Annotated in this window: 8 protein-coding genes; 3 read left to right on the plus strand and 5 right to left on the minus strand. The window is 51.0% G+C overall.

Annotated features, from left to right (window positions below):
- Positions 1–73 precede the first annotated feature (73 nt).
- The 4 genes from AAF564_25220 to AAF564_25235 all read right to left on the minus strand — a co-directional run bounded on the left by AAF564_25220 (position 74) and on the right by AAF564_25235 (position 3,086).
- Positions 74–697, minus strand: a complete 624-nt coding sequence (locus AAF564_25220) for a redoxin family protein (GenBank protein ID MEM8488871.1) — start codon at positions 695–697, stop codon at positions 74–76.
- 68 nt (positions 698–765) lie between these two features.
- Positions 766–2,031, minus strand: coding sequence for a sulfite dehydrogenase (gene soxC / locus AAF564_25225; protein ID MEM8488872.1), 1,266 nt, complete (start codon positions 2,029–2,031; stop codon positions 766–768).
- 48 nt (positions 2,032–2,079) lie between these two features.
- On the minus strand, positions 2,080–2,712 hold the full coding sequence (locus tag AAF564_25230; GenBank protein ID MEM8488873.1) for a cytochrome c: 633 nt from the start codon (positions 2,710–2,712) through the stop codon (positions 2,080–2,082).
- Between the two features lie 164 nt (positions 2,713–2,876).
- Positions 2,877–3,086, minus strand: a complete 210-nt coding sequence (locus AAF564_25235; GenBank protein MEM8488874.1) for a cold shock domain-containing protein — start codon at positions 3,084–3,086, stop codon at positions 2,877–2,879.
- Positions 3,087–3,471: 385 nt separating this feature from the next.
- On the opposite strand from AAF564_25235, the gene AAF564_25240 reads away from it, so the two are divergent.
- Entirely contained in the window at positions 3,472–4,086 is a 615-nt protein-coding gene (locus AAF564_25240) for a hypothetical protein (protein ID MEM8488875.1), read from the plus strand.
- A gap of 139 nt (positions 4,087–4,225) precedes the next feature.
- Here the strand turns inward: AAF564_25240 and AAF564_25245 are convergent, their stop codons facing one another.
- Positions 4,226–4,435, minus strand: a complete 210-nt coding sequence (locus tag AAF564_25245; protein MEM8488876.1) for a cold shock domain-containing protein — start codon at positions 4,433–4,435, stop codon at positions 4,226–4,228.
- Positions 4,436–4,648: 213 nt separating this feature from the next.
- Here AAF564_25245 and AAF564_25250 point away from each other — a divergent pair, with 213 nt between their 5' ends.
- Both AAF564_25250 and AAF564_25255 read left to right on the plus strand, forming a co-directional pair.
- Positions 4,649–5,641: a carboxypeptidase-like regulatory domain-containing protein gene (locus tag AAF564_25250; protein ID MEM8488877.1), complete on the plus strand. Its 993-nt coding sequence runs from the start codon at positions 4,649–4,651 to the stop codon at positions 5,639–5,641.
- Between the two features lie 2 nt (positions 5,642–5,643).
- The coding region (locus AAF564_25255) for a sigma 54-interacting transcriptional regulator (GenBank protein MEM8488878.1) at positions 5,644–6,446 on the plus strand (803 nt) is incomplete at its 3' end.

Below are 6,446 nucleotides of genomic sequence, written 5' to 3' on the forward strand. Positions count from 1 at the left end.
GTCTTAAGCTATGCGGGTTCGAAGAACCTAAGGAAACCCAGGCCTGTCCCCAGCAGCCTGGGTTTTCTAAATTTTAGCGGTCGTACCGAATTGGACAACCATACGCTTCTGTTACCGGATACGGTACCATCTCCCCTTTTTGCGCAGCCTCAAGCGCATCGGTTACGTAGTTGATTGCCGGCATATCATCATCCATTTCTTCACCCGGGGGCTGGTTATCGAAAGCGCCCTGATAAATAATTGCGCCTTCCGGATTAATCACAACAAGATACGGGGATACTGTTGCGCCATAGGCCTGCCCCACATGTCCTGTAATATCTAACAATACAGCATCCTGGTTTCCACCCCGTTTCTCGATTTGCCGTTGCATTTTCTCGGTGGCCACCTGTCCCTGTTTGCCCTGTGCCTCAGATACTATAGACAACCAGACGATGTCCTGGGCTTTGAGCTCGGCCTGCATGGTTGGCAATACACGGTTCTTATACAGGGCATCAACGGTACGGCACCGGAAGTTCATCCATTCTAACACCACATATTTCCCTTTGAATTGATCGAGGGTGACGTCTACGCCTGAGACGCTAAGCAGAGAGAAGTTACTTGCTTGCTGGCCGGCATCCTGTGCTACCACTGGAGCGGTATGAAGTACGCCTGCAACGAGCAGCAACTCAAGCATGTGCCTGGCAAATGAGTGAAGCATGTTGGCCCCGTATGGCTGATTGGTGTATTTAATCCATTCGACAGGGGCGCTTTAACCTTAAATTGCCCCTACCCCCAAGGTTCGGCGCGGAACAGCACGTCACCGGATTTCTTGATCTGCCAGGCCGTGATGGGATTGAGATGATAAGGCACAGCACCAATGCCTCTTGCTTCGATCAGTGCTTTGCGTGTCGGCTGGACATATCCCGTCTCGTCTATCGCGCGGCTCATTATTTCAGTGGGGCTGCCATCCCAATGCCATAACAGGCGGAAACGGGTATGGGCCTTATCCAGTACGGGTCCCTGGAGTTCAGTAGGCTGCCACATTTTGCCCCCATTAGTACTCACCTCAACACGTGTAATCCGCCCACGACCACTCCAGGCGATCCCTCGAATTTCTACCCACCCTGGCTCGATGACTGCAGGGTAAGCCGGAAAGGTAATAATTGACCGCGCATCCATGATGAAACTGAACTGCCGGATTTTGCCCCCCTTAACGGGTTCGCTGTATTTGGACGTTTCTTCCCTTGTCATGAAGGGTCGGTCGGCTATTTCGATGCGGCGGATCCACTTGATGTTTGCGTTGCCTTCCCAGCCCGGCAATACAAGTCGGGCGGGATAGCCATGCGCCGGCCGGATAGGCTCCCCGTTTTGTGCATACGCAAGAATAGCATCATCCCAGCCTTTGTCCATCGGGACGCTCCGCGTCATCACTGCGGCGTCTGATCCTTCAGCCAAAAACCAGGTAGCTTTCGGGTCTGCCCCCACCTCACGAAACAGCGTAGACAGTTTTACACCCGTCCATTCACTTTGGCTGGTGAGTCCACAAATCTGGCCGGGCCGTGTTTCTTCAGGTGCCGTACTCCACAAGTTGCCCGAACATTCGAGGAAACAGATACGCGAGACCGCCGGAAAGCGCATCAAGTCGGCAAGCGTAAACTTCAGGGGTCGTTCGACCATCCCATGAATCAGCAATTCGTAGCGTGCCGGATCAATGGTTGGGATACCGCCATGATGACGCTCATAATGCAAGTCGGATGGTGTAATTGTCCCGTGCAGATACCCCAACGGGGTACGCGAAGACGTACTGGACGGATAACGCCCGGGCGTTTCAAAGGGTGACCGGGTACCTATCTCACTTGGCAATGGCCCTTGCACTTTGGTTGGATCATCAGGCGCTACGGGGCGAGCCTGGGGCGCCGTTTGTATCACGCGTCCGGATGCAGTTTGCGCAAGCACAACGCCAGAGCCGCCGGCCAAACCGGCAAGCAAAGCGCGACGCGTCAGTTTTTTCTCGGGCATGCGTTCGGGTCCGTTTGGGTTTTGGAGCGCCATAACTTTGGTATTTGCAAGATGGGTGGACGAAATGCAGGGCGATCCGGACTAATGAACCTGATCGTGCTGGAGGCGATCATCAGGCACAAAGAGCGGTTGGGCTGGCATTGCAACAGCCGGCAACGAAACAGCGTCCATTACTGCATCAGCGTCGACAAGGCCATTCAGGTGTAAGATATAAGCCGTGAGGGCGTACACGTCCTCATCAGCAAGCGAGCCGGGTGCGGGGTGCGGCATGGCCCTGCGAATGTAGTCGAAAAGGGTAGTGCTGTAGGGCCAGTAGCTGCCAACGGCTTTATGTCGGCGTGCGCCGAGGTCTTCATGCATCGTAAAAACATCATCGGGCAGCCGGCCAACAAGTCGATCATTCGGCCCTTCAACGCCTGTAGTCCCGTGGCATGCTGCACATTGTTGCTGATACAAAATGGCCCCTCCCGCTACAGTGCCAGCACCAACCGGCAATCCAGTACCGTCGGGCATAACATCTATATCCCATTGGGCAATTTCTTCTGCTGTTACTTCCCGACCAAAGCCAAACTGCTCAGGAAGTGAGGCCGCAGCGTCTTGTTGGACTGCTTGCGAATGGGGCGCAGCTGCAGGCGCATTACACGAGCTTAGCACAACACACAGGAAAAGCGGCAACCAACACGCGGCGCTGTACAGACAGGGCAGACGTTTCATGAACAATATGGGCAAGATGATGGGTATTGCACATGCCCAATAAACAGAAAAGCACGCTGATTTGCAGCGAATCATGCAAAAGTGCGTAGTCGAAATACTATGCGACAATAAAAAAGCCCGTCGAACTGACCGGGCCAAGATGAAGAATAATATGTAGCGTGGGATCAGCCCATGCGCTGGACATTTATCGCAGCCAATCCTTTGGGGGTTCGCTCTACTTCATACTCAACCTCCTCCCCATCACGGAGCCCCTCGTCCCAATCAAGGCCGCCAATATTGTTGCGATGTACAAATACGTCTTTGCCGCCTTCATCTGGCTCGATGAAGCCAAAGCCTTTCTCAGTGTTAAACCACTTTACTTTTCCCTTTGCCATAATAGTACGCTGAAATTCTTCACTGGCGTAAAACAATCTACATGTAGAAGAACCTCACAGCCTCTCGGGTCAGCACAGTTTCGCGACAGTGAGTTTAAAAAAGGTGATGAATTATGAACAACGTGTTAAGATCAAAGTGGTTCGCAATTAATTTCTGGATTTTGAAAATACTTTCAAAAAAAGTGCAATACAGCTGATTACACCTTTTCCACGTTATTACCAAACTTGATGAAAGCAGGGCAGATGCCGTGAAAGACTCGAGGATACAGCAGCGTTATCAACCGACTTTTCTTGATTGGCAACTCGCTGTTTGTTGTGCTTATTGGGTTCCAGGAAGTACCTTAGATTTATTGTCGTTTCCGCTTTTCTTTCCGCGTTACGCTTCATGGAATCTCCAGAACAACCTGCTGCACAACAAAAGCATGCCGGCAACACATTACAGGTGCTCGCCAATGTATTAACAATCTTTGTCGCGCTTGCAGCCATTGGGCTTTCGATATGGGAAGGTAGAGAAAATCGCCGCTACAACCGGCTCTCTGTGCTGCCACATCTTGAATCTTCTCAGGAAGTGCTTCAAGAAGCGAGTAAGCGCAGGTTTACCATTACCTATGGCCTGCAAAACACGGGACTCGGGCCGGCGGTCATTAAAAACTTGTACGTTTACCGTGATGGCGAAGAAATCTTCGAGGCCACCACAGAAGGCAAACTGTTCAGTTTTTCTGGATTTCTTGAAGACGTAAACGCGCTTCCCTTTCAAGTCGGCTCGTTTGTGCAATCGCGTGGTACAGGTGACCTGCTGGCCGTAAATGACCTGCACCTCTTGTTTCGGCTCCATACTCCGGAAGGAGATTCAGCCTCTGAATGGCCGCCGGCAGTTCTAAAAAAGGAAGTGCTGGATCGCTACAGCTTTCTGTTTTGCTACTGCTCGGTATATGATGAGCATTGCAGAGATGTAACGGTAGGGGTTGCGCCACCTGAGCGTGCCCAGTGCTCTTTTTGATATCCGAGGGGGATTGCAGATGATGCAGGACCTCTAACAACACCCATCCTGCTTAAACCAGGTACCAAAAATCTCTAAAACAAGAAAGCCTGGTCCGAAGACCAGGCTTTTTGTAATAAACTTGTATGTACAATCCGTCTTAGTTTACCCGCTGTACGTTCATAGCGGCCAAACCTTTGGGTGTGCGCTCAACTTCATATTCTACTTCTTCACCGTCGCGAAGACCATCATCCCAACCAAGTCCATCAACGTTGTTACGATGTACAAAAACGTCTTTGCTACCATCGTTAGGTTCAATAAAGCCGAAGCCTTTTTCAACATTGAACCATTTTACTTTACCTTGTGCCATATTATTGTTTGAAATTCTTCACAAAACTATTTGCTAAATGAACCGAAATTGTGTCGATTCGTGCTATTAAAACGCCAAATCGACTGCGCTATCTGTTGCCCGCAATTCAGTCTATAAAACAGATAAACAGGGTAGCCGTACAGTAAAGCATCAGTATTATCGTCAACAACGTTCGGTGAAACGAAATACAATAGACAATTCCCGATACAAATCTTGTCTGCGCCCAGATTCAATAGCCCTGTACTCGTGTTAGCCCTGTTCATGCTTACAGGCTGTTTTGAAGGTGCGCCCCGCAACAATCCATTGGATCCACAGGGTGAGAACTTTCAGGATGCCGGCGGCCTCACGGTAGAGGTAACAACGTTCTATGCTCCAAGGCAAGGACTCGATGATGTAACGGTAGAGACTGACCCTGGTAATTTTACCGGCCAAACAGATGCCAACGGCGAGGTGTTCATCCCAAATCTCGCCTCCGGCACCTATACGATAAAAGCATCGCGCGAAGGCTATGCCGCACAAATGGCGACCATCAACATAACTGCCGGCGAGTTTTCCACAACGGCACTTGCACTGCCTGGCCTACCCGAATTTCAAAAAATACAGGTCAACACAGTTCATATCAGCAGATGGTGGCCGCCGCCGCAAGAGCTTTTCCGCCTGAACGTGAATGTTACGCTTGACGACCGGGATGGGCTGGCTGACCTGGAAGAAGTTTGGCTTGAAATCCCCTCGTTCGACTACCGCACAACCCTGTCGCCCCAAACAACACCCGGTAGCTTTAGCCGGCTAATTCAAGGGGACAGCCTGCCGGCAGCCTTGCCGGCGCTACTCGGTCAAGACATGTTTTTGTACGCCCGCGACCGATCTGCAACCATCAGCCAATCGGAAAAACAAGCCATATTTCGTGTAATTGAAACCTCCCCACTTGCCGTTTCGCCGAGAGACCTGGGTTTACTCGACAACAATGCGCCGGCCTTGTCCTGGGAGGCAACTGCAATAAATTTCCCGTTTACCTACACGGTAGACGTTGTACGGGTTGATAACAACATCCAGAACCTGGTTCGGTCTATTCCAGATATTTCATCAGACAGCACCTCGATCCAGGTTGATGCCCTGGAGACTGGAGAGTACTTTTGGACCGTTTCCATTGTTGACGCCTTTGGCAACTCTAGTAGGTCCCGTGAAGCAGGTTTTCGAATTCCTTGAATATGCCAGAGCAAACACCCATATCCTCACATTCCCTTGATGCGCTCTTTGAGATTGCACTGACGCTGAATTCTATTAAGGATGCCGCGGCGCTACTCGATCACGTACTCAAAACAGCTGCGGACACACTACAGGCTGATCGCGGGTTTATTCTGCTGAACAGTACAACCGCACTGGAAGGGTTTGAAGTACAAGCCGCACACAACTTCTCTGACGAGCAGCTCGGCGATGTTGTTAAAATTTCGACCAGCGTAGTGCATCAGGTGTTACAGCAAGGCACACCCGTACTGTTGCATGAAGCGCTGGAAGACGACCATTTTGGGAAAACAGAAAGCATCATTTTACAAAACATCCGCTCTATCGCGTGTGTACCCTTGCGGGTAAAGGACCGACAAGTTGGCGCGATCTACATGGATTGTCTGTCTGATCGCAGCCGGTTTAAGCAAGAGAACCTGCCTTTCCTCGAAGCCTTTGCCAATCTTGCAGCGGTTGCTATCGAGAATGTGCGGCTCTACCAAACCCTTCGGGATGAAAACCGGCATCTTCGACAGGAAATTCAGCATATCCACGGGTTCGAAGAAATCATCGGACAAAGCCGGCCCATGCGGGATATGTTTGCAGTTATCCAGCGGGTACTGGATACCAACGTAACTGTACTCGTCCAGGGGGAGAGCGGCACAGGCAAAGAACTGGTTGCGCGAGCGATTCACTACAATGGGCACCGCAAAGACAAACCCTTTCTCGCACTTTTCTGCGGCTCACTGCCAGACGCATTGCTCGAAAGCGAGCTATTTGGCTACAAAAA

It is taken from the genome of Bacteroidota bacterium (assembly GCA_039111535.1).
Classification (GTDB): domain Bacteria; phylum Bacteroidota; class Rhodothermia; order Rhodothermales; family JAHQVL01; genus JBCCIM01.

Coding starts and splice junctions, on each gene's coding strand:
- AAF564_25220 (MEM8488871.1), bottom strand. CDS start 697: ATGCTTCACTCATTTGCCAGGCACATGCTTGAGTTGCTGCTCGTTGCA.
- soxC (MEM8488872.1), bottom strand. CDS start 2,031: ATGGCGCTCCAAAACCCAAACGGACCCGAACGCATGCCCGAGAAAAAA.
- AAF564_25230 (MEM8488873.1), bottom strand. CDS start 2,712: ATGAAACGTCTGCCCTGTCTGTACAGCGCCGCGTGTTGGTTGCCGCTT.
- AAF564_25235 (MEM8488874.1), bottom strand. CDS start 3,086: ATGGCAAAGGGAAAAGTAAAGTGGTTTAACACTGAGAAAGGCTTTGGC.
- AAF564_25240 (MEM8488875.1), top strand. CDS start 3,472: ATGGAATCTCCAGAACAACCTGCTGCACAACAAAAGCATGCCGGCAAC.
- AAF564_25245 (MEM8488876.1), bottom strand. CDS start 4,435: ATGGCACAAGGTAAAGTAAAATGGTTCAATGTTGAAAAAGGCTTCGGC.